Here is a 20,527-nt window from a genome sequence, read left to right on the forward strand (position 1 = left end):
CTGCGCAGTAGGCGCAGAGTCAACGCCAACGCCGCCGCGCCAACGCCGCCGCGCCGTCGCCGCGGCGCCGCCGCCGCGCCGACGCCACGCCATCGCCGCGGCCACACTAGGCTGGCGGTCGTGTTTGAATCGCTGTCCGACCGGTTGACCAGTGCCCTGCAAGGGCTGCGCGGCAAGGGGCGTCTGACCGACGCCGATATCGATGCCACCAGCCGCGAAATCCGGCTGGCGCTGCTGGAAGCCGACGTTTCGCTGCCCGTGGTCCGCGCGTTCGTCCACCGGATCAAGGAACGCGCCCGCGGTGCCGAGGTGTCGGGGGCCCTCAACCCGGCGCAGCAGGTCGTCAAGATCGTCAACGAGGAACTGATCGGCATCCTCGGCGGCCAGACCCGCGAACTCGCGTACGCCAAGACGCCGCCGACGGTGATCATGCTGGCCGGCCTGCAAGGTTCCGGTAAGACGACGCTGGCCGGCAAGCTGGCCTTCCGCCTCAAGAACCAGGGCCACACGCCGCTGCTGGTGGCCTGCGACCTGCAGCGCCCGGCGGCGGTCAACCAGCTGCAGGTCGTCGGGCAGCGCGCCGGAGTGCCGGTGTTCGCGCCGCATCCCGGCGCCTCGCCGGAATCCGGGCCCGGGGACCCGGTCGCCGTCGCGGCCGCCGGGCTCGCCGAGGCGCGCGCCAAGCACTTCGACGTCGTCATCGTCGACACCGCGGGACGGCTGGGCATCGACGAGGAGCTGATGGCCCAGGCCGCCGACATCCGGGCGGCCACCGACCCCGACGAGGTGCTGTTCGTCCTCGACGCCATGGTCGGCCAGGACGCCGTCGCCACCGCCCGTGCGTTCGGCGAGGGCGTCGGCTTCACCGGCGTGGTGTTGACCAAGCTCGACGGCGACGCCCGCGGTGGCGCCGCCCTGTCGGTCCGCGAAGTGACCGGCGTGCCAATCCTTTTCGCCTCCACCGGCGAGAAGCTGGAAGACTTCGACGTCTTCCACCCGGACCGGATGGCCAGCCGCATCCTGGGCATGGGCGACGTGCTGAGCCTGATCGAACAGGCCGAGCAGGTCTTCGACGCGCAGAAGGCCGAGGAGGCCGCCCTCAAGATCGGCTCCGGCGAGCTGACCCTGGAGGATTTCCTCGAGCAGATGCTCGCCGTGCGCAAGATGGGGCCGATCGGCAATCTGCTGGGCATGCTGCCCGGCGCCGGCCAGATGAAGGACGCGCTGGCCGAGGTCGACGACAGCCAGCTCGACCGGGTGCAGGCCATCATCCGCGGCATGACGCCGCAGGAGCGGGCCGATCCGAAAATCATCAACGCGTCGCGGCGGCTGCGCATCGCCAACGGCTCCGGGGTGAGCGTGTCGGAAGTCAACCAGCTGGTGGACCGCTTCTTCGAGGCCCGCAAGATGATGTCGTCGATGCTCGGCGGCATGGGCATCCCCGGCATGGGCCGCAAGTCCGCGACGCGCAAGTCCGCCAAGGGCAAGAAAGGTAAGAAGGGAGCCCGCGGCCCGACGCCACCGAAGGTGAGGAGCCCCTTCGGCGCCGGAATGCCGGGCATGGCGGGGATGCCACCAGGGTTCCCCGATCTGTCCCAGATGCCGGAAGGCCTCAACGAGCTGCCGCCCGGGCTGGCCGACTTCGACCTGTCCAAGCTGAAGTTCCCGGGCAACCCAGGCAAGAAGTAGCCGCAGCGTGCGCCTGCACGTGCGAGGCCTGGCCCTGCCCGACGAGGTGCAGACCGATCTGTGGATCGTCGACGGCCACATCAGCCGCGAGCCGGTCGCCGACGCCGACACCGTCTTCGGTGCGTCCTCCCAAGGCTGGATCCTGCCCGGCCTGGTGGACGCGCATTGCCACGTCGGGCTCGGCAAGGGCGGCGGCGTCGAACTCGACGAGGCGATCGCGCAGGCCGAGAGCGAACGCGACGTCGGCGCGCTACTGCTGCGGGACTGCGGCGTGCCGATCGACACCCGCAGCCTCGACGACCACGACGACCTGCCCCGCATCATCCGCGCGGGCAAGCACCTGGCCCGGCCGAAGCGCTACATCGCCGGCTACTCGATCGAGCTGGAACACGAATCGCAGCTGCCCGGGGCCATCGCCGTCGAGGCGCGCTGCGGCGACGGCTGGGTCAAGCTGGTCGGCGACTGGATCGACCGCGAGACCGGCGATCTCGCCCCGCTGTGGTCCGACGACGTGCTCAAGTCGGCGATCGACGCCGCGCACGCCAACGGCGCCCGCGTCACCGCGCACGTCTTCGGCGAGGACGCGCTGCCCGGCCTGGTGAAGGCCGGCATCGACTGCATCGAGCACGGTACCGGTCTCACCGACGAGACCATCGCCCTGATGCTCGAGCACGGCACCGCGCTGGTCCCCACGCTGATCAACCTGGAGAACTTCCCGGGCATCGCCGACGCCGCGGGGCGCTATCCGGTCTACGCGGCCCACATGCGCGACCTGTACGCCCGCGGCTACCAGCGGATCGCCGCGGCGCACGAGGCCGGAATCCCGGTGTACGCGGGCACCGACGCCGGCAGCATGATCGCCCACGGGCGGATCGCCGACGAGGTCGAGGCGCTCAAGGCGGTCGGGATGAGCCCCGATCAGGCGCTGGGCGCGGCGTGCTGGAACGCGCGTCAGTGGCTGGGCCGCCAGGGGCTGGAGCACGGGGCGCCGGCCGACCTGGTGTGCTACTCGGCGGATCCGCGCGGGGGACCCGGCGTGCTGAACCACCCCGATCTGGTGATCCTGCGCGGCAAGACGTTTCGGCCTCGCTAACAATCGCCGGTAGACGGGCACTGCATCGCGATCGTAGGTAGGATTCCGAGATGGCGTTGGCCAGCGGCGCGACATTTGCCGGTTACACGGTCGCGCGAAGGCTGGGTACGGGTGTGACGGGTGAGGTTTATCTTGCCCAGGATCCGCGGTCCGCGCGCTGGGTGGCGCTGAAGGTGCTTTCGCCGGCGCTGCAGACGGGCCCCGAATTCCGTCGCCGGTTCCACGCCGAGACGGCGATCGCGCGGGGCCTCTATCACCCCCACATCGCGGAGGTGCACGACCGCGGCGAGTTCGACGGGCAGCTGTGGCTGGCCATGGATTACGTCGAGGGCGTCAACGCCGCGCAGCTGATGACCGAGCGGTTCCCGGCGGTGTGGCCGGCCGGTGAGGTGCTCGCGGTCGTCGCCGCCGTGGCCGAAGCCCTCGACCACGCGCATGACCGCGGGCTGCTGCACCGCGACGTCAAACCCGCCAACATCCTGCTTACCGGTCGGGGCGAGGGCGAGCAGCGGATTCTGGTGTCCGACTTCGGGGTAGCCGACGCCGGCACGCCCGGCTACGCCCCTCCGGAACAGCTCAGCGGCGACCAGATCGACAACAGCGCCGATCAGTACGCGCTGGCGGCCACTGCGTTTCAACTGCTCACCGGGGCGCCGCCGGCCCCGCCCGAAGCGCGGCCCCGGCTCAGCGACCAGCGTCCGGAGCTGGCCCGACTCGACGACGTGTTCGCCAAGGCCCTCGCCGGCGATCCGGCGGAGCGGTTCGCCAGCTGCCACGAGTTCGCCGACGCCGCGAACGAGGCGGCCGGTGTCTCGATCGGCGACCGCAGCCCCGAGGCCTTCCTGGCCGGCGAGATCTTCGACTATCCCGCCTACGCCTGGCTCGAGGCGGACGACGCCGCCCGCACCGACTCGGCCGCCGCCACCAAGGGCGCGACGCTCAAGCAGCGCGCGGCACTGCATTCCGCCGCCGGGGCGTTGGTGCGGCGGCTTAACGATGTCTCCGCCGGCGGCAACGTGGCGACGGCGGCGGGACCACCGGATCCCCCCGGCGCGTCACGCCGGCGCCCGGTGCGGACGATCGCGCTGAGCTGCGCGGCGGCAGTGGTGGCGGTGGGGCTGGTCGCGGTCGGCATCGTGATCGGGCGCGGCACGCAGCCGAAGTCCGCGCAGGCCGGTCCGGCGCCGAGCGTGGGCGCGACCAGCGCGCCGGTCGTCGCGCCCACGGTCAGTGGGCCCGTCACGCCGTCGGCGCCGGTGCCGCTGGACGGCACGTACCGGGTCGAGATCCAGCGCTCGAAGCAGACGTTCAACTACATCCCGGACCCGCAGCCGCCGGACGTGACCACCTGGTGGGCGTTTCGCTCGTCGCCGTGCACCCCGACGGCCTGCTCCGCCGTCGGAACGCTGCTCGACGACGGCGACCACACGCGGGTGAAGCCGAATCACAGTCGTCTGGACATGCGTTTCAGCGAGGGCCAGTGGCTGTCCGAGCCGGAGACGTCGCAGTTCGCCTGCGTCGGCGGGAACGGGGCGGAACACACCCAGACCACGACGCAGGTGCTGGCGCTGCGACCGCTGCCGCAGGGGATTTTCGTCGGCGAAATGACCGTCACCGTGCAGACCGCCGAGTGTGGCCAGCGCGGGGCGGTGATCCGGATTCCCGCGGTGGCCAGCCGGAGCGCGACGGTGCCGCCGGGGATCCTCGTCCCGGGCAACGAAAACGCCCCCGGAGCCCCCGCCACCCCGTCGGCGATGCCCGCGCCGGCCCCGTCGGGCCCCGGTCGCTGAGCCCAGCCGCCTACTCTGAACTGCGTTTTTATCGTTATATACTTGTGTCTAACAAAATGAATGCGAGCGATCACTATCTATGTTACGGTTGGTGGCATACCCCCACCCCCCTGGAGGAAAAGACAGTGACGTACGACGTGATCATTCGCGACGGCCTGTGGTTCGACGGAACCGGCAGCGCCCCCCAAATCCGCACGCTGGGCATCCGCGACGGCGTGGTGGAGACCGTCTCGCGCGGGCCGCTGGACGAGACCGGCTGCCGCGAGGTGATCGATGCGGCGGGCAAGTGGGTCCTGCCGGGCCTCATCGACGTGCACACCCACTACGACGCCGAAATCCTGCTGGATCCCGGCCTGCGCGAGTCCGTGCGCCACGGGGTCACCACCGTCCTGCTGGGCAACTGCTCGCTGTCGACGGTGTATGCCAACTCCGAGGACGCCGCCGACCTGTTCAGCCGGGTGGAGGCGGTGCCGCGGCAGTACGTCTACGACGCGCTGGAAGCCGAGCGGACTTGGACGACGCCGGCCGAGTACATCGACGCCGTCGAGGCCCTGCCGCTGGGGCCGAATGTCAGCTCGCTGCTTGGGCATTCGGATCTGCGGACCGCGGTGCTGGGGCTCGACCGGGCCACCGACGCCAGCGTCCGTCCCACCGACGCCGAACTGGAGAAGATGGCCGAGTTGCTCGACGAGGCGCTCGACGCCGGCCTGCTGGGCATGTCCGGGATGGACGCACCGATCGACAAGCTCGACGGCGATCGGTTCCGGTCGCGCGCGCTGCCGTCGACCTTCGCGACGTGGCGGGAACGGCGCCGGCTGATCAAGGTGCTGCGCAAGCGCGGCCGGATGCTGCAGAGCGCGCCGGACACCGAGAACCCGCACACCACGCTGATGTTCTTCCTGACCGGCAGCCGATTGCTGAACCGCGGCAAGGGAGTTCGGATGAGCATGCTGGTGTCCGCCGACTCCAAGTCGATGCCGTTCATGGTGTACGTCATGGGTCTGGGCACCCGGATCCTGAACAAGCTGCTGGGCTCGGCCGTGCGGTTCCAGCACCTGCCGGTCCCGTTCGAGCTGTACTCCGACGGCATCGACCTGCCGGTCTTCGAGGAGTTCGGCGCGGGCACGGCGGCCCTGCACCTGCGCGAGCAGTTCGAGCGCAACGAGCTGTTCGCCGACGAGTCCTACCGCCGCCGGTTCCGGCGCGAGTTCGACCGCATCAAGCTCGGGCCGTCGCTGTGGCACCGCGACTTCCACGACGCGGTGATCGTCGAGTGCCCGGATAAGACGTTGATCGGCAAGAGCTTTGGCCGTATCGCCGACGAGCGCGGCCTGCACCCGCTCGACGCGTTTTTGGACGTGCTCGTCGAGAACGGCGAGCGCAACGTGCGGTGGACCACCACCGTCGCCAACCACCGGCCCAAGCAGCTGAACAAGCTCGCCGCCGACCCGAGCGTGCACATGGGCTTCTCCGACGCCGGCGCGCACCTGCGCAACATGGCCTTCTACAACTTCGGTCTGCGGCTGCTGAAGCGCACGCTGGACGCCGAGCGGGCCGGAGCGCCGTTCCTGACGCTCGAACGCGCGGTGCACCGGCTGACCGGCGAGCTCGCCGAGTGGTTCGGCATCGACGCCGGCACCCTGCGGCAGGGCGACCGCGCGGACTTCGTCGTGATCGACCCGGCCCACCTGGACGAGTCGGTCAACGGCTACCACGAGGAGGCGGTGCCCTTCTACGGCGGCCTGCGGCGCATGGTCAACCGCAACGACGCCACCGTCGTCGCGACGGGAGTGGGCGGCGCGGTGGTGTTCCGCGGCGGTGACTTCCGCGACGGCTATGGTCAGACCGTGAAGTCGGGACGCTACCTGCGGGCAGGCGAGCGGGAGGTGCGTCAGGAGCCGCGCGACCTGGCGAGCGTCAGCGCCTGAGATGGCCCGGACCCAGCAGCAACGCCGCGAGGAAACCGTCGCACGCCTGCTCGACGCCTGCATCGACACCATCATGGAGATCGGCTACGCCCGGGCATCCGCCGCGGTGATCACCAAGCGCGCCGGGGTGTCGGTGGGAGCGCTGTTCCGCCACTTCGAGACGATGGGCGATTTCATGGCGGCGACGGCATCCGAGGTGCTGCGGCGTCAGCTGGAGACGGTCACCAAGCAGGTCGCCGAGATCACGCCCGACGACCGGGCGCTGGAGGCCGTGATGGTGATCATCCGCGATGTCACGAGCAGCCCCCGAAATGCGGTGCTCTACGAGCTGCTGGTCGCGGCGCGCACCGACGAGAAGCTCAAGGCCACGTTGCAGCACGAGCTGGCGGACTACGCCGACAAGATCGTCGACACCGCGCGGTCACTGGCGGTCGCCGACCTTTTTCCGGCGGACAAGTTGCCGGTGGTCCTCGGTTTGCTGACCAACGTGTTCGACGGCGCCGCGGTGGTGCAGGGGGTGGTGCCGGTGCCGGAGCTGGACGAGCAGCGCATCCCGATGCTGCTGTGGCTGCTGACCGGGGCCATCCAGCGCGAGCAGACGTAGAGGCCGCGGCGGCTAAAGCGAGCCGACGCTGGCCTGCGGCGGCAGCGCGAAGCCCCAATTGAACAGGTTCGCGGCCTGGTCCCAGTACGTCGGCCCGCCGGCCTGGACCAGCCCGTACATCATCGCGATGACCAGCCGGCGCCCGCCGCGGGAGGCCGCGCCGACGAACGTCTTGCGGGCGGCGTTGGTGTACCCGGTCTTGCCGCCGATGGCGCCGGGGTAGCGCTGCAGCAGCTCGTCCTGGTTCTCGATCAGCTGGTCGCCATGATCGCTGGGGAACATCGCCGACGGCTCCGCCGTGATGTGCGCGAACGTCGGATTGGCCATCGCGGCCCGGAAGATGACGGCCAGGTCGTGCGCCGTCGACCAGCCGGCGCCGTCGGGACCGTCCAGGCCGGACGGGGACGCCGCGTGCGTGGTCACCGCTCCAAGCGCCGCGGCCTTGGAATTCATCTTGGCCACGGCCGCGTCCTGGCCACCCAGCATGTGCGCCAGCGTGTTGGCGGCATCGTTGCCCGACACCAGCAGCAGGCCGTCGAGCAGCTGGCGCGCGGTGTAGGTGCGGCCGGGCTTGATGCCGGCGCAGTTGCATTCGACCTCGGTGTCCGCGGCGTCGGCGACGACGGTCGAGTTCAGGTTCAGCTCGTCGAGCACCACCAGCGACAGCAGCACTTTGATGGTGCTGGCCGGCGGGTGGGCGACGTTCTGGTCGCGGTCGGCGAGCACCTGACCGCTGTCCAGATCGGCCACGATCCAAGTCTGGGCGGGGCCGTCGGGGATCGGCATCGAGCCGGCCGGCTGGACCGCGGTGTCGGCCCAGGCCGTAGCCGTGCCGACGGCGCTGACGCTGACCAGCGCGGCGGCGATGGCGATGAGCTTTCGCATGGGCGCTGAGTTTAACTTCCGGTGCTGCGGGTCGCCTGTTTTCGCGTTTTCCCACGGTGTTGAATCGACGCATGTTGAGCCTGGAGGAGATCTCTGACCGCCTGGAGATCCAGCAGCTGCTGGTGGACTACTCCACCGCCATCGACCAGCGTCGATTCGACGACCTGGACAACGTGTTCACCCCGGACGCCTACATCGACTACACGGCGCTGGGCGGCATCGAGGGCCGCTATCCCGAGGTCAAGAAGTGGCTGTCGGAGGTGCTGCCGAACTTCCCGGTCTACGCCCACATGCTGGGCAACTTCTCGGTCCGCATCGAGGGGGACACCGCATCGTCGCGGGTGATCTGCTTCAACCCGATGGTCCTGGGCGGCGACAAGGAAAAGATCCTGTTCTGCGGCCTCTGGTACGACGACGAGTTCGTCCGCACCCCGCAGGGCTGGCGGATGACCCGCCGGGTGGAGACCAAGACGTTCCAGAAGGTGCTGTAGGGGTTGCGGTCGCCTGGATTTCTGCCCGACGATCCCGTTCTGGCACAATTGGCGGCTGTCCGTCGCGCGACCAAGGCTGCGCGGTGGTCACACACGCGAGGCAAAACCGGAATCGGGCAGTCGGCCCGGGTCGCTGAATTGCAGCGTGACACACACAGGAGAATTCGCTTAACCATGGCTGTCAAGATCAAGCTCACCCGGCTTGGCAAGATCCGTAATCCCCAGTACCGCATCGCCGTCGCCGACGCGCGCACCCGCCGCGACGGTCGATCCATCGAGGTCATCGGTCGCTACCACCCCAAGGAAGAGCCCAGCCTCATCGAGATCAACTCGGAGCGCGCCCAGTACTGGCTCTCCGTGGGAGCTCAGCCCACCGAACCCGTCCTCAAGCTGCTGAAGATCACCGGCGACTGGCAGAAGTTCAAGGGTCTGCCCGGCGCCGAGGGCACCCTGAAGGTCAAGCCGCCCAAGCCCAGCAAGCTCGAGCTGTTCAACGCGGCGCTGGCCGCCGCCGACGGTGGCCCCACCACCGAGGCCGCGAAGCCGAAGAAGAAAGCCCCGGCCAAGAAGGCCGCCAAGGCCGACGAGGCGACGGAGGCCGAGACGGCCGAGGCGCCCGCCGAAGCCCAGGCTGAGGCCGCCCCGAGCACCGAAAGCTGACCGGCGCAATGAGTACCGTCGTCGTCGACGCCGTCGAGCACCTGGTCCGGGGAATCGTCGACAACCCCAACGACGTCCGGGTGGACATGGTGACCAGCCGGCGCGGCCGCACCGTCGAGGTGCACGTTCACCCCGACGACCTGGGCAAGGTGATCGGCCGCGGCGGACGCACGGCGACCGCACTGCGCACGCTGGTCGCCGGCATCGGCGGCCGTGGCATCCGCGTCGACGTGGTGGACACCGACCAGTAGCTCTCGTGGAGCTGGTAGTCGGGCGCGTGGCGAAAGCCCACGGCATCACCGGCGAGCTGGTGGTCGAGGTCCGCACCGACGACCCCGACACCCGCTTCGCTCCCGGGGCGCAATTGCAGGCCAGAAAGCCGCGCGACGGCGGCCCGGCACGCAGCTACGTCGTCGAAACCGCCCGTCCGCACGGCGCCCGGTTGCTGGTGCGCCTGGAAGGCGTCGGCGACCGCGACGCCGCCGACGCGCTGCGCGGCAGCCTGTTCGTCATCGACTCCGATGACCTACCGCCGATCGACGAGGACGACACCTACTACGACCACCAGTTGGAGGGTCTGCGGGTGCTGACGACCTCCGGCCGGCAGATCGGTGTCGTCGCCGAAGTGCTGCACACGGCGGGTGGCGAATTGCTCTCCGTCAAGGGCGAATCCGGTGAACTGCTGGTGCCGTTCGTCGGCGCGATCGTCACATCGGTGTCCCTCAGTGAGGGCACCGTCGAGATCGATCCGCCCGACGGGCTGCTGGATCTCGGCAGCGGCTCGTGAGGATCGACGTCGTCACGATCTTCCCGGCGTTCCTGGACCCGCTGCGACTGTCGTTGCCGGGCAAGGCGATCGAGACCGGGCTGGTCGACCTGCGGGTGCACGACCTGCGCCGGTGGACCCACGACGTGCATCACTCGGTGGACGACGCGCCCTACGGCGGCGGCCCGGGGATGGTGATGAAGGCGCCGGTGTGGGGAGCGGCGCTGGACGACGTCTGTTCTTCCGAGACGCTGCTGGTCGTGCCGACGCCCGCGGGATCGCTGTTCACCCAGGCCGCCGCCCAGCGCTTCAGCGCCGAGGCGCACCTGGTGTTCGCCTGCGGCCGCTACGAGGGCATCGACCAGCGGGTGATCGAGGACGCAGCCCGGCGGATGCGGGTCGAGGAGATCTCGATCGGCGACTACGTGCTGCCCGGCGGCGAATCGGCGGCGGTGGTGATGATCGAGGCGATGCTGCGCCTGCTGGCCGGCGTGTTGGGCAATCCCGCGTCGCACCGGCACGATTCCCACTCGCCGGACCTGGACCGGCTGTTGGAGGGGCCGAGCTATACCCGGCCGCCCAGCTGGCGCGGGCTCGACGTTCCGGACGTGTTGCTCTCGGGTGACCATGCGCGCATCGCCGCCTGGCGGCGTGAGGTCTCGCTGCAGCGCACCCGCGAACGCCGCCCCGAGCTGCTGGAGTAGTGCTCAGATCCGGCCGGTGGGGAACATCGTCTTGACGGCCTGGGTGATCGTCTCGCGCGCTGCGGCGTCATCGGACGGCTGCAGCGACTCGATCACCATGATGTAGCGCCTGTCGGTGCCGATCACCCCGGTCGACAGGTGCATCCAGTCGGCCCCGATGCAGCACATCCAGCCCTGCTTGACGGCCACCGGCTCGGCGGCCAGACCGTCGGGGATGCCGAACCGCTGCGGGTAGCCGTCGACCCCGGTCGGGGTGAACTGCGCCAGGTCGTTGAGGATGATCGCGGCCCGCTCCGGCGGCAACCCGCCGGAGCCGTCGAGCAGCATGTCGTAGTAGTGGATCAGGTCGGTCGCCGAGCTGAGCGTGTTCCACCAGCGGCCGTCCGGGGGAGGCGTGGTCGCCGTCAGCCCGTAGCGGGCCGCGACCTGGGTGATGATCGCGTCGCCGCCCGCCTGGTCCCAGAACCGCTGGGCGGCGTCGTCGTCGGAGGACCGCAACATGACGTCCAGCGCCGCACGGTCCTCCGGGGTCAGGGTGGTCTTGCCCTCGGCCTCCTGCAGCAGCAGTTGGTCGGCGATGAACAGCTTCGCGACCGACGCGGTCCCGACGATCTGGGGGTTGCCGTTGGTGACCAGCTGGTGGGTCGCGCGGTCCAGGACGGCGATCGCCAGGGTGGCGCCCGCGCCGGCGGCTTCGTCGGTCGCCTGCTGGACGCGGGCCTGCAGGCCGCCGATCCCGGCGCTCGGCAGCGTCCCGGCCGGCAGGGGGCGGGTGATGACCTGCAGTAGCAACTCGGCCAACTGGGGCGACGGCGGTTGGCTGCGGGCGGGCGCGCTGAGTTCGGGCGGGCTGGACGTCTTGGCCTGTACTTTCGCCTCGCATCCCGCGACGACCACCATCGCCACCGCGGCAGCGGCGGTGAGTAGCGTCAGCGGCCGGGCTCGCATCCTCACTCCTTCGACGTCCTGCACAGGCAAAACTGCACGGTGTGGCCCCAGTCATATGTACCACTCACCAGCGGGTTCCGCCGGTCACGAACCGCCCGGATTTCCTGTGATTTTCACTGCACGCGGACCGTCTGGCACAATTGACCGGTTGTCTCCGGCGGTAGTAGGCCTGTCAGGCCCACGGCTCGGACCAGATGGGCCAGGCCGCCTGCTGCGAGACGCAACCAGATGCCCGAAACCCATCGGCTCGGTCACCGCCGCACGCAGGCGGGCCGCCGCAAGCCGCGACCGCAAGGAAGTGCCTTCAGATGAACAGGCTGGACTTCGTCGACCAGGCGTCGCTACGCGACGACATCCCGGCCTTCAGCCCGGGCGACACCATCAACGTGCACGTCAAGGTCATCGAGGGCGCCAAGGAGCGTATCCAGGTGTTCAAGGGCGTCGTGATCCGTCGCCAGGGCGGCGGCATTCGGGAGACCTTCACGGTGCGCAAGGAGAGCTACGGCGTCGGCGTCGAGCGGACCTTCCCGGTGCACTCACCGAACATCGACCACATCGAGCTGGTGACCCGTGGCGATGTCCGTCGCGCCAAGCTGTACTACCTGCGCGAGCTTCGGGGCAAGAAGGCCAAGATCAAGGAAAAGCGCTGAGGCCGCTCGGCGTTGAACGGGCACCAACTGTGCTGGCTACCCTGATCTCGTGACGGAAACCACGGACTCGTCAGCCGAGCATCAACCCGACGCTGATCCGCCCTCGGAGCCGGAGGCTGCCCCCGTCGACTCGGCCGACCTCGCTAACGAAGCCGATAGCGACCCCGTTAGCGACACCGAGGACGACATCGACGACGACGACGAGGACGAGCGCAAGCCGTCGGCGCTGCGGGAATTCGCGATCCTCGCGGTGATCGCGCTGACGCTCTACTACGTCGTGTTGACGTTCGTGGCGCGGCCGTACCTGATTCCGTCGGAGTCCATGGAACCCACGCTGCACGGCTGCCCGGGCTGCGTCGGCGACCGGATCATGGTCGACAAGCTCACCTACCGGTTCGGTTCGCCGCGCCCGGGTGACGTCGTCGTGTTCAAGGGCCCGCCGTCGTGGAACGTGAACTACCACTCGATCCGGTCGGAGAACACCGCGGTGCGGTACCTGCAGAACGCCCTGTCGTTCGTTGGTTTCGTCCCTCCCGACGAGAACGACCTGGTCAAGCGCGTCATCGCGGTCGGCGGACAGACCGTGCAGTGCCGCAACGAGACGGGTTTGACGGTCGACGGCAAGCGGCTCGTCGAGCCGTATGTGGACCCGGCCACCATCAACCCCGCGCACCTGCCGCTGCCGCCCTGCCCGGGCATCGGGGGCACCAACGTCCAATTCGGTCCGGTGAAGGTGCCGGAGGGGCGGCTGTGGGTGATGGGCGACAACCGCACCCATTCCGCGGACTCCCGCGCCCACTGCTTCAGCGCCCCGCCCGAGCGGGACCGCGGCGTGATCTGCACCGGCGACCCGATGGAAGGCACCGTTCCGGTGAGCAACGTCATTGGCAAGACCAGGTTCATCGTCTGGCCGCCGTCACGATGGGGTGGTGTGGGTTCGGTGAACCCCCAGCAGGGGCAGTAGCCATGACGACGACGTGGCCGCCGCGCACGGTGATCCGCAAGGCCGGCGGCTTGCGCACCCTGGAATCCGCGCTGCACCGCAACGGCCTGGGCCCGGTCGCCGGGGTTGACGAGGTGGGTCGCGGCGCCTGCGCCGGGCCGCTGGTGGTGGCCGCGTGCGTGCTTCCACCCGGACGTCTGGAAAGCCTTGCCGCGCTTGATGATTCGAAGAAGCTTGCCGAGAAGGAGCGGGAGCGGCTGTTCCCGCTGATCCGCCGCTACGCGCTGGCTTACCACGTGGTGTTCATCCCGTCGGTCGAGGTGGATCGCCGCGGCGTGCACATCGCGAACATCGAGGGCATGCGACGCGCCGTGGCCGGCCTACCGGTGCGGCCCGGCTACGTGCTCAGCGACGGCTTTCGGGTGCCGGGGCTGTCGGTGCCGTCGTTGCCCGTCGTCTCCGGAGACGCGGCCGCCGCCTGCATCGCCGCCGCCAGCGTGCTGGCCAAGGTCAGCCGGGACCGGCTGATGGTGGCGATGGACGCCGAGCACCCGGGCTACGGCTTCGCCGAGCACAAGGGATACAGCACGCCCGCGCACAGCCGGGCGTTGTCCCTGCTCGGCCCGTGCCCCGAGCACCGCTACTCGTTCATCAACGTGCGGCGGGTGGCGACGCGTTCGAACGGCCGGGGGGAGAAGCTGGTCGCGCAGTGCCGAGCGGACCCTCCCGTCGAGCACGGCGAACAGCGGTGAGGAAAGATGGCATCCGGGTTTGCAGCCTGCCCAACCTGTCGGGGAGAAGGACGTCTGAACAGATGAGTGGTCGATGAGCGCAGAGGATCTCGAAAAGTACGAAACCGAGATGGAGCTCTCGCTGTACCGCGAATACAAGGACATCGTCGGTCAGTTCAGCTACGTCGTGGAGACCGAGCGGCGCTTCTACCTGGCCAACAGCGTGGAGATGCTGCCGCGCAACGCCGACGGCGAGGTGTACTTCGAGCTGCGCCTCGCCGACGCGTGGGTGTGGGACATGTACCGCCCCGCCCGGTTCGTCAAGCAGGTGCGGGTGGTGACCTTCAAGGACGTCAACATCGAAGAGGTCGAGAAGCCGGAGCTGCGGCTGCCGGAGTGAGCCTCAGGGGGCCTGCTCGTCGGCTCCGGGGTTCAGCCGCCCGCGATTGGCGATGACCGAGCGCGCCACGTCGGCGAGCTTGATGTTCAGGTCCTGCGAGTAGCGCCGCAGCACGTTGAAGGCGTCTTCTTCCGTTATGCCGTTGAGCAGCATCAGCATGCCGACGGCCTTGCCGATCTCCCGGTTGCTGAGCAGTCCCTTGCGCAGGGTGGCCGCGTCCTCGCCCTGACCGATCGCGTTGATGGCCACGCTGGCGAACGACGCCAGCACGATGGCCTGACCGGCGGATTCCGCATCAAACGCCTTCGGGGTGTCGCTGAACAGGTTGAGTGCGCCGGTGATCTGGCGATCCACCAGCAGCCGGAAGCCCATCGCCCCGCGGACCGGCGTCTCGGCGACCACCCGCGCGGCCAGCTTCGGCCACAACGACGGGGTGGTCAGGTCAGTGTCGATCTGGGGGGTCTCGTCCTCGATGGCGTCGACGCACGGGCCGTCGCCGGCACTGCGTTCCATGTCGTCGATGCGCTGCGCGATGCGGTCGCTGGCGCCGACGGTGACGTAGCGGCCGTCACGGCGGACCAGCAGGCTGGCGTGGTCGCAGCCGGCGACGACCAGCGTTGCGGCCACGCAGATGGCGGCGTACACCTCGGAGGAGTCGGTGCCCTGGTAGATGATCTCGGCGAGCGCGGCAAACACTTTCGCGGGCTCGACTGCCACCTGGGTGGGTGACGGCTCACCGGAACCCGCGTTCGCCTCGTCCACTGTCCCTCCCTTCGGTCGCTCGTCTCACTGCCCAGGTAGGCCGCTTTCCCCGCTGACCCCAGTTGCTGAAGTGTCCGCCACCGGCCAGGGGCGGTTTGGGCGGGGGCGCATCCCACCGTAGCGGTTCTGTCCGGCGCCCGGTCGGTAACCAATGTACGACGCGACTTTCCGGCTCGAACGCTCAGCGACTCGCGGCCGGAAATAGGCTTGAGCGGTGGGGCATGTCACGGCGCGTCGGCAGGTGCGGCATCTGAGCGCGGGGCAAGCGGTCACCCGGCCGGAAACGCTGGCCGTCGAGGAACCGCTGGAGATCCGCGTCAACGGCGCCCCGGTCACCGTGACGATGCGCACGCCCGGTTCAGATATCGAGCTGGCGCAAGGTTTTCTGCTGACCGAAGGGGTCACCGCGGGGCGCGAAGACGTGCAGTCCATCCGCTACTGCGGCGGGCGGGATGGTGACGGCGTGAACACCTACAACGTCCTCGACGTGACCCTGGCGCCCGGCGTCGCGCCGCCCGATCTCGACGTCACCCGCAACTTCTACACCACCTCGTCGTGCGGCATCTGCGGCAGGGCGTCGCTGGATGCAGTGCGGCGGATCAGCCGATTCGCACCCGACGACGATCCGGCCACTTTCGCCGCCGCCACGCTCGAAGCGATGCCGGACCAGCTTCGCGGCGCCCAGAAGGTGTTCGCCAGCACCGGCGGCCTGCACGCGGCGGCCCTGTTCGGGGTGGACGGCGCCATGCATGTGGTGCGGGAGGACATCGGGCGGCACAACGCCGTCGACAAGGTCATCGGCTGGGCGCTGGAACACGACCGGGTGCCGCTGGCCGCGACGGTGCTGCTGGTCAGCGGGCGGGCATCGTTCGAGCTGACGCAGAAGGCCCTGCTCGCCGGGATTCCCGTGCTGGCCGCGGTGTCGGCGCCGTCGTCGCTGGCGGTGTCGCTGGCCGAAGAGTTCGGGATCACGTTGGTGGCGTTCCTGCGCGAGGACTCGATGAACGTCTACACCCGGGCGGACCGCATCGTCCCGTAGCGCCTGTTCCGTAGCGCCTGTGGACAAATCGCCGACTGGGGATAACCGGCCGATTCCGCCGGGTCGCGGCGCGGTGGGCGGGACGCGATGTCGGCGCCGTCGTGCAGGTTGGCCGGTATGACGACCACAAAGACACTGACCCGGATCCAGCTGGGCGCGATGGGTGAGGCGCTCGCGGTGGACCACCTGACCAAGATGGGCCTGCGGATCCTGGCCCGCAACTGGCGCTGCCGCTATGGCGAGCTCGACGTGATCGCGTCGGACCCGGCGACGGGCACCGTGGTGTTCGTCGAGGTCAAGACGCGTACCGGGGACGGGTACGGCGGCCTGGCGTACGCGGTGACGCCGCGCAAGGTCGGACGGCTGCGCCGCCTGGCCGGGTTGTGGCTGGCCGGTCAGGACGGCGGCTGGGCGGCGGTCCGCATCGACGTGATCGGCGTGCGGATCGGGCGTCGGCGCACGCCGGAGATCGCGCACCTGCAGGGCGTCGGCTGATGGCGCTCGGGCGGGCATACTCGGTGGCGGTGCGCGCGCTGGACGGGCAGATCGTGGAGATCGAGGCCCACATCACCTCGGGATTGCCGGGGGTGCACCTGGTGGGACTGCCGGACGCCGCATTGCAGGAGTCCCGCGACCGGGTGCGCGCGGCGGTCACCAACTGCGGCAACGACTGGCCGCAGGCCCGGCTCACCCTCGCGCTGTCGCCGGCGACGCTGCCGAAGATGGGCTCCGTCTACGACATCGCGCTGGCTTCAGCCGTGCTGTCGGCGCAGCTGAACAAGGCCTGGCACCGGCTGGAGAAGACGGTGCTGCTCGGCGAGCTGTCGCTGGACGGGCGGGTCCGGTCGGTGCGCGGCGTGCTGCCCGCGGTGCTGGCCGCCAAGCGCGACGGCTGGCAGACCGTCGTCGTGCCGGCGGACAACCTGTCGGAGGCCAGCCTGGTCGACGGCATCGAGGTCCTGGGTGTCCGCACGCTGGCGCAGCTGAAGAGCTGGCTGGCCGGGTCCGCCCAGCTGGAAGAGCGGGTCACCCCGGCGGCTACGCCGATGGATCCGTCGGCGGATCTGGTCGACGTGGTGGGCCAGTCACAGGCGCGGTTCGCGGTCGAGCTGGCCGCGGCTGGTGCCCACCACCTGATGTTGACGGGGCCGCCGGGGGTGGGTAAGACGATGCTGGCGCAACGGCTTCCGGGGATCCTGCCGCCGCTGTCGGAAGGTGAGGCGCTGGAGGTCACCGCGATTCACTCGGTCGCCGGGCTGCTGTCCGGTGACACGCCGCTGATCACCAGGCCGCCGTTCGTGGCGCCGCACCACAGCTCCAGTGTCGCGGCGCTGGTCGGCGGGGGTTCGGGGTTGGCCCGGCCGGGTGCGGTCAGCCGGGCTCATCGCGGGGTGTTGTTCCTCGACGAGTGTGCGGAGATCAGCGTCAGCGCCCTGGAGGCGTTGCGAACGCCGTTGGAGGACGGGGAGATCCGGCTGGCCCGCCGCGACGGCGTCGCCTGCTACCCGGCCCGGTTCCAGCTGGTGCTGGCGGCCAACCCGTGTCCGTGCGCGCCGGCGGATCCGCGGGACTGCATCTGCGCCGCGGTGGTCAAGCGGCGCTACCTGGGCAAACTGTCCGGGTCCCTGCTGGATCGGGTGGACCTGCGGGTGCAGATGAATCCGGTTCGCACCGGGGCGTTGACGTCGTCGGACGGCGAGCCGACGGCGCGGGTTCGTGACCGGGTGGCGCGAGCGAGGGATGCGGCGTCGGCGCGCTGGCGGCCGTACGGGTTTCGCACCAACGCCGAAGTCAGCGGGCCGCTGTTGCGCCGCAAGTTCCGGCTCGGCACCGCCGCGATGCATCCGTTGCGCATGGCGCTGGACCGCGGGCTGATCAGCATTCGCGGCCTGGACCGCACGCTGCGGGTCGCGTGGAGCCTGGCCGATCTGGGCGGCCGCACCTCGCCCGGCCTCGACGAGGTGTCCACCGCCCTGAGCTTCCGGCAACCGGGAGCCCAGCGATGAGCGCCGGCCTACCGCGGCCAGAGCGGATAGTGGCTCGCGTAGCCGAGCCACGCGTGATAGTCGTCGCCGCAGAACATCATCACGATCAGCACCACTGCGGAAGAGGCGCGGGCGAATTCCGCCAGGTGGCGGCCGCCCTCTGCGCGCAGCCGGATCTGAGCCAGGGCGCCGTGTGCGAGCGCGACGCCGAGGCAGGCGGTGACGACGCCCTGCCAGGCGAACAGGCTGAGGATGAAGGCCGAGATCGCCCACATGTTCGTCGGGCGGCCCGTGACCGCGTGGTCGGTGTGCATGCCTGCACGCTCCTTTCTTCACCGGCCACGTTCGCCAACGGTCCTGCGCGGATCCTTGGCGAATTCTTGGGGGCGCCGCGATGACCGCACCGGATCCCGTCCCGCGGGCATGGGCCTACCTCTCGCGGGTTGCCGAACCGCCGTGCCCGGAACTCGCCGACCTGGTGTGTCGCGCCGGGCCGGTGGAGGCCGCCGAGCGGGTGCGGCGTGGCCTCGTCGACGACGACCTGGCCCGCCGCACCGAACCCAGGCGCGAAATCGACCGAGCCGCTGAGGATCTCGAGCTGCTGGCCCGCCGCGGCGGCAGGCTGATCACGCCCGGCGACGACGAATGGCCGGTGCTCGCGTTTACCGCGTTCGACGGCGCCCGGTCCAGGCCCGGCGGTTCGCCCCCGCTGCTGTTGTGGGCGCTGGGCCCGGCCCGCCTGGACGAGGTCGCCCAGCGCGCCGCCGCCGTCGTCGGCACCCGCGCGTCGACGGCCTACGGCGAAACCGTCGCGGCCGACCTGGCGACCGGGCTGGCCGAGCGCGACGTCGCGGTGGTGTCCGGCGGCGCCTACGGCATCGACGGCGCGGCTCACCGCGCGGCGCTGGCCGCCGACGGGGTCACCGTCGCCGTGCTCGCCGGCGGGATCGATGTGCCCTACCCGGCCGGGCATTCGGCGCTGCTGCATCGCATCGGCCAGCACGGGCTGGTGTTCACCGAATATCCGCCCGGGATCCGGCCCGCCCGGCATCGTTTCCTCACCCGCAACCGGTTGGTGGCCGCCGTCTCCGGCGCGGCGGTGGTGGTCGAGGCGGGGCTGCGCAGCGGCGCGGCCAGCACGGCCGCCTGGGCGCGGGCGCTGGGCCGGGTGGTGGCCGCGGTGCCCGGGCCCGTGACGTCCTCGGTATCGGCGGGTTGTCACGCGCTGCTGCGCGACGGCGCGGAGCTGGTCACCCGCGCCGACGACATCGTCGAGTTCGTCGGCCGAATCGGTGAGCTGGCGCCCGACGAGGCCCGGCCCAGCACCCCGTTGGACGCACTCAGCGAGACCGAGCGCCGGGTCTACGAGGCGTTGCCGGGTCGCGGCGGGGCCACGGCGGACGAGGTTGCGGTCGCGGCCGGCGTGGTGCCCGAGCAGGTACTGGGGCCGCTGGCGATCCTCGAGCTGTCCGGGCTGGTCGAGCGGCGCGAGGGCCGGTGGCGCATCGTCCGCGCCGCCGCTGGTCAGGCCGGCACCACGCCGCGGCTCGTATAGTCGACGGGGGCCGGGTCAGGACAGGAGGACAAGTTGGCGGGTCGACCTCTGCAGAGGTTCAAAGTCGTCGGTACCGAACAGCTGACGCCGCACGTGGTTCGCGTGGTGCTGGGCAGCGAGGAGTTCGACACGTTTGTGCCGAGCAAGTTCACCGACTCCTACGTCAAGCTGGTCTTCGTCGACGACGACTTGGACGACAACGACATGGCCGCGCTGCCCCAGCCGTTGACCCTGGACAGCTTCGCCGGCCTGCCTCCCGAGAAGCGGCCGTTGGTGCGGACCATGACCGTCCGCCGCGTCGACGAGGCGGCCCGCGAGATCACGATCGACATCACGGTGCACGGCGAACACGGGATAGCCGGGCCGTGGGCGGTCGCGGCGGAACCGGGCCAGCGGATCTATCTGATGGGGCCCGGCGGCGCCTACACCCCCGACCCGGCCGCCGACTGGCACTTGCTGGCCGGCGACGAATCCGCCCTGCCCGCCATCGCCGCCGCGCTGGAAGCGCTGCCGCCGGAAGCGGTTGGCAAGGCGTTCATCGAGGTCGCCGGCCCCGATGACGAGATACCGCTGACAGCACCCGAGGCCGTCGACGTGAGCTGGATCTACCGCGGCGGCCGGGCCGACCTCGTCCCCGAAGACCGCGCCGGCGACAACGCGCCGCTGATCGAGGCGGTCACCACCGCCCCGTGGCTGCCCGGCCAGGTGCATGTCTTCATCCACGGCGAGGCCCAGGCCGTCATGCACAACCTGCGGCCCTACATCCGCAACAAGCGCGAAGTGGACGCGAAATGGGCGTCGTCGATCTCGGGGTACTGGCGGCGCGGGCGCACCGAAGAGTCGTTCCGGCAATGGAAGAAAGAGCTGGCCGAGGCCGAGGCCGGGGGCTGAGTCGGGCCTGGCA

22 protein-coding genes and 1 pseudogene are annotated in these 20,527 nt (G+C 70.2%); 19 read left to right on the plus strand and 4 right to left on the minus strand.

Annotated elements, in window-relative coordinates; genetic code table 11:
- Window positions 1-120 precede the first annotated feature (120 nt).
- Genes ffh through AC5Y5V_RS27055 form a run of 5 tightly spaced genes read left to right on the plus strand, consistent with a single transcriptional unit; the run spans window position 121 to window position 7,104 of the window.
- On the plus strand, window positions 121-1,689 hold the full coding sequence (gene ffh / locus AC5Y5V_RS27035) for a signal recognition particle protein (protein WP_499941307.1): 1,569 nt from the start codon (window positions 121-123) through the stop codon (window positions 1,687-1,689).
- 7 nt (window positions 1,690-1,696) lie between these two features.
- Entirely contained in the window at window positions 1,697-2,782 is a 1,086-nt protein-coding gene (locus tag AC5Y5V_RS27040) for a metal-dependent hydrolase family protein (protein WP_499941310.1), read from the plus strand.
- A gap of 50 nt (window positions 2,783-2,832) precedes the next feature.
- Window positions 2,833-4,572 (plus strand): serine/threonine-protein kinase, encoded by a 1,740-nt coding sequence (locus AC5Y5V_RS27045; RefSeq protein WP_499941312.1) that lies wholly within the window; start codon window positions 2,833-2,835, stop codon window positions 4,570-4,572.
- 56 nt (window positions 4,573-4,628) lie between these two features.
- The gene (locus AC5Y5V_RS27050; protein WP_499941314.1) at window positions 4,629-6,500 is read left to right on the plus strand and encodes an N-acyl-D-amino-acid deacylase family protein; all 1,872 of its coding nucleotides are present in this window, start codon (window positions 4,629-4,631) and stop codon (window positions 6,498-6,500) included.
- A 1-nt stretch (window position 6,501) separates the two neighbouring features.
- Window positions 6,502-7,104 (plus strand): TetR/AcrR family transcriptional regulator, encoded by a 603-nt coding sequence (locus AC5Y5V_RS27055; RefSeq protein WP_499941316.1) that lies wholly within the window; start codon window positions 6,502-6,504, stop codon window positions 7,102-7,104.
- Between the two features lie 12 nt (window positions 7,105-7,116).
- Here the strand turns inward: AC5Y5V_RS27055 and AC5Y5V_RS27060 are convergent, their stop codons facing one another.
- A complete protein-coding gene (locus AC5Y5V_RS27060; protein ID WP_499941318.1) occupies window positions 7,117-7,989 on the minus strand; it encodes a D-alanyl-D-alanine carboxypeptidase family protein in 873 nt (290 codons plus the stop codon).
- Window positions 7,990-8,060: 71 nt separating this feature from the next.
- Between AC5Y5V_RS27060 and AC5Y5V_RS27065 the strand changes: the two genes are divergently transcribed.
- From AC5Y5V_RS27065 to trmD, 5 genes are all read left to right on the plus strand, one after another.
- Complete coding sequence (locus tag AC5Y5V_RS27065) at window positions 8,061-8,480, plus strand: nuclear transport factor 2 family protein (RefSeq protein WP_499941322.1); 420 nt, start codon at window positions 8,061-8,063, stop codon at window positions 8,478-8,480.
- A gap of 174 nt (window positions 8,481-8,654) precedes the next feature.
- Entirely contained in the window at window positions 8,655-9,140 is a 486-nt protein-coding gene (rpsP, locus tag AC5Y5V_RS27070) for a 30S ribosomal protein S16 (protein WP_499941324.1), read from the plus strand.
- Between the two features lie 8 nt (window positions 9,141-9,148).
- The gene (locus AC5Y5V_RS27075; protein WP_067243044.1) at window positions 9,149-9,391 is read left to right on the plus strand and encodes an RNA-binding protein; all 243 of its coding nucleotides are present in this window, start codon (window positions 9,149-9,151) and stop codon (window positions 9,389-9,391) included.
- 5 nt (window positions 9,392-9,396) lie between these two features.
- Entirely contained in the window at window positions 9,397-9,927 is a 531-nt protein-coding gene (gene rimM / locus AC5Y5V_RS27080; RefSeq protein ID WP_499941326.1) for a ribosome maturation factor RimM, read from the plus strand.
- Window positions 9,924-10,610: a tRNA (guanosine(37)-N1)-methyltransferase TrmD gene (gene trmD / locus AC5Y5V_RS27085; protein WP_499941328.1), complete on the plus strand. Its 687-nt coding sequence runs from the start codon at window positions 9,924-9,926 to the stop codon at window positions 10,608-10,610. The genes rimM and trmD overlap by 4 nt, the downstream gene beginning before the upstream one ends.
- 3 nt (window positions 10,611-10,613) lie before the next feature.
- Here trmD and AC5Y5V_RS27090 read toward each other — a convergent pair whose 3' ends face one another.
- Complete coding sequence (locus tag AC5Y5V_RS27090; protein WP_499941331.1) at window positions 10,614-11,558, minus strand: serine hydrolase; 945 nt, start codon at window positions 11,556-11,558, stop codon at window positions 10,614-10,616.
- Window positions 11,559-11,866: 308 nt separating this feature from the next.
- Here AC5Y5V_RS27090 and rplS point away from each other — a divergent pair, with 308 nt between their 5' ends.
- The 4 genes and pseudogenes from rplS (at window position 11,867) to AC5Y5V_RS27110 (ending at window position 14,282) form a co-directional block, all read left to right on the plus strand.
- Window positions 11,867-12,208 carry a 50S ribosomal protein L19 gene (gene rplS, locus AC5Y5V_RS27095; RefSeq protein WP_424735775.1) on the plus strand — a complete coding sequence of 114 codons (342 nt, stop codon included), beginning with the start codon at window positions 11,867-11,869 and terminating at the stop codon, window positions 12,206-12,208.
- A gap of 49 nt (window positions 12,209-12,257) precedes the next feature.
- Entirely contained in the window at window positions 12,258-13,172 is a 915-nt protein-coding gene (gene lepB / locus AC5Y5V_RS27100; RefSeq protein WP_499941334.1) for a signal peptidase I, read from the plus strand.
- Between the two features lie 2 nt (window positions 13,173-13,174).
- A pseudogene (locus AC5Y5V_RS27105) lies at window positions 13,175-13,961 on the plus strand (ribonuclease HII).
- Window positions 13,962-13,976: 15 nt separating this feature from the next.
- The gene (locus AC5Y5V_RS27110; protein WP_149652405.1) at window positions 13,977-14,282 is read left to right on the plus strand and encodes a DUF2469 domain-containing protein; all 306 of its coding nucleotides are present in this window, start codon (window positions 13,977-13,979) and stop codon (window positions 14,280-14,282) included.
- Window positions 14,283-14,285: 3 nt separating this feature from the next.
- On the opposite strand, the gene AC5Y5V_RS27115 is transcribed toward AC5Y5V_RS27110, so the two are convergent.
- Window positions 14,286-15,044 (minus strand): GAF and ANTAR domain-containing protein, encoded by a 759-nt coding sequence (locus tag AC5Y5V_RS27115; protein WP_499941336.1) that lies wholly within the window; start codon window positions 15,042-15,044, stop codon window positions 14,286-14,288.
- 214 nt (window positions 15,045-15,258) lie between these two features.
- On the opposite strand from AC5Y5V_RS27115, the gene fdhD reads away from it, so the two are divergent.
- From fdhD to AC5Y5V_RS27130, 3 genes are all read left to right on the plus strand, one after another.
- Complete coding sequence (gene fdhD, locus AC5Y5V_RS27120; protein WP_499941340.1) at window positions 15,259-16,083, plus strand: formate dehydrogenase accessory sulfurtransferase FdhD; 825 nt, start codon at window positions 15,259-15,261, stop codon at window positions 16,081-16,083.
- A 117-nt stretch (window positions 16,084-16,200) separates the two neighbouring features.
- Window positions 16,201-16,578 carry a YraN family protein gene (locus AC5Y5V_RS27125; protein WP_499941344.1) on the plus strand — a complete coding sequence of 126 codons (378 nt, stop codon included), beginning with the start codon at window positions 16,201-16,203 and terminating at the stop codon, window positions 16,576-16,578.
- The gene (locus tag AC5Y5V_RS27130; RefSeq protein ID WP_499941346.1) at window positions 16,578-18,089 is read left to right on the plus strand and encodes a YifB family Mg chelatase-like AAA ATPase; all 1,512 of its coding nucleotides are present in this window, start codon (window positions 16,578-16,580) and stop codon (window positions 18,087-18,089) included. The genes AC5Y5V_RS27125 and AC5Y5V_RS27130 overlap by 1 nt, the downstream gene beginning before the upstream one ends.
- Before the next feature lie 8 nt (window positions 18,090-18,097).
- Here AC5Y5V_RS27130 and AC5Y5V_RS27135 read toward each other — a convergent pair whose 3' ends face one another.
- Window positions 18,098-18,382 (minus strand): DUF4190 domain-containing protein, encoded by a 285-nt coding sequence (locus AC5Y5V_RS27135; RefSeq protein WP_499941349.1) that lies wholly within the window; start codon window positions 18,380-18,382, stop codon window positions 18,098-18,100.
- An 80-nt stretch (window positions 18,383-18,462) separates the two neighbouring features.
- On the opposite strand from AC5Y5V_RS27135, the gene dprA reads away from it, so the two are divergent.
- On the plus strand, window positions 18,463-19,623 hold the full coding sequence (gene dprA / locus AC5Y5V_RS27140) for a DNA-processing protein DprA (RefSeq protein ID WP_499941351.1): 1,161 nt from the start codon (window positions 18,463-18,465) through the stop codon (window positions 19,621-19,623).
- A gap of 33 nt (window positions 19,624-19,656) precedes the next feature.
- Window positions 19,657-20,514, plus strand: coding sequence for a siderophore-interacting protein (locus tag AC5Y5V_RS27145; RefSeq protein ID WP_499941353.1), 858 nt, complete (start codon window positions 19,657-19,659; stop codon window positions 20,512-20,514).
- Window positions 20,515-20,527 lie beyond the last annotated feature (13 nt).

The sequence above is a fragment of the Mycobacterium sp. NGS68 genome, from assembly GCF_059812195.1.

Bases quoted from the DNA above. Each gene is read 5' to 3' on its own strand.
- AC5Y5V_RS27060 (WP_499941318.1), bottom strand. From the start codon at position 7,989: ATGCGAAAGCTCATCGCCATCGCCGCCGCGCTGGTCAGCGTCAGCGCC.
- AC5Y5V_RS27130 (WP_499941346.1), top strand. From the start codon at position 16,578: ATGGCGCTCGGGCGGGCATACTCGGTGGCGGTGCGCGCGCTGGACGGG.
- AC5Y5V_RS27110 (WP_149652405.1), top strand. From the start codon at position 13,977: ATGAGCGCAGAGGATCTCGAAAAGTACGAAACCGAGATGGAGCTCTCG.
- AC5Y5V_RS27065 (WP_499941322.1), top strand. From the start codon at position 8,061: ATGTTGAGCCTGGAGGAGATCTCTGACCGCCTGGAGATCCAGCAGCTG.
- dprA (WP_499941351.1), top strand. From the start codon at position 18,463: ATGACCGCACCGGATCCCGTCCCGCGGGCATGGGCCTACCTCTCGCGG.
- rpsP (WP_499941324.1), top strand. From the start codon at position 8,655: ATGGCTGTCAAGATCAAGCTCACCCGGCTTGGCAAGATCCGTAATCCC.
- AC5Y5V_RS27045 (WP_499941312.1), top strand. From the start codon at position 2,833: ATGGCGTTGGCCAGCGGCGCGACATTTGCCGGTTACACGGTCGCGCGA.
- AC5Y5V_RS27090 (WP_499941331.1), bottom strand. From the start codon at position 11,558: ATGCGAGCCCGGCCGCTGACGCTACTCACCGCCGCTGCCGCGGTGGCG.
- AC5Y5V_RS27125 (WP_499941344.1), top strand. From the start codon at position 16,201: ATGACGACCACAAAGACACTGACCCGGATCCAGCTGGGCGCGATGGGT.
- AC5Y5V_RS27135 (WP_499941349.1), bottom strand. From the start codon at position 18,382: ATGCACACCGACCACGCGGTCACGGGCCGCCCGACGAACATGTGGGCG.
- AC5Y5V_RS27055 (WP_499941316.1), top strand. From the start codon at position 6,502: ATGGCCCGGACCCAGCAGCAACGCCGCGAGGAAACCGTCGCACGCCTG.
- AC5Y5V_RS27050 (WP_499941314.1), top strand. From the start codon at position 4,629: ATGAATGCGAGCGATCACTATCTATGTTACGGTTGGTGGCATACCCCC.
- AC5Y5V_RS27075 (WP_067243044.1), top strand. From the start codon at position 9,149: ATGAGTACCGTCGTCGTCGACGCCGTCGAGCACCTGGTCCGGGGAATC.
- rplS (WP_424735775.1), top strand. From the start codon at position 11,867: ATGAACAGGCTGGACTTCGTCGACCAGGCGTCGCTACGCGACGACATC.